Origin of the sequence: Microcoleus sp. F10-B2, from assembly GCF_036704965.1 — a bacterium.
Lineage (GTDB): Bacteria > Cyanobacteriota > Cyanobacteriia > Cyanobacteriales > Microcoleaceae > Microcoleus.
This window is the reverse complement of record NZ_JAUBTB010000135.1, coordinates 1-478: the sequence shown is the minus strand read 5'-3', so window position 1 is coordinate 478 and position 478 is coordinate 1. Positions and strand designations below refer to the sequence as shown.

The 478-nt window shown below is 57.9% G+C and carries 1 protein-coding gene; it reads left to right on the top strand.

From position 1 onward, the window contains the following. Positions 1-478 (top strand): hypothetical protein (locus tag QUA99_RS30165; RefSeq protein WP_333460497.1); only part of this gene is annotated, 478 nt, incomplete at both ends.

The window sequence follows — 478 nt, the reverse complement described above, 5'->3', positions numbered from 1 at the left end:
TTAGTTACACAATTTCGACCGTCAACAACGGGCCAAGCACAGCGACTAACGTCACCGTCAGCGACACCATCGTTCCGAATTTAACAGGAGTAATCCCCTCCAACGGCGGTGTCTACGATCCGGCTACAGGTATCGTCACCTTCGCGCCAGTTGCTAGTTTAGCCAGCGGTGTCACCCTCACCAACACAGTCAGCTTCACCGCACCCGCATCCGGCCCCAGCGTCAGCAACACCGCCAGCAGCAGTTCAGCTACCCCAGACCCTACCCCTGGCAACAACAACGGCACGGATCCGCTTGCCACAGCCACGACAACTCTAACTCCCACACCAACTCCCAACCAACCGCCATTAGCCAACAATGCGAACTCCAGCCTTGCGCCCAACAGCAGCCAGTTAATCACAGGATTGGGAGGAAGCGACCCCGACGGGTCGATCGCCTCTTACACCATCAACACCCTGCCCCCAGCCGACCAAGCAAT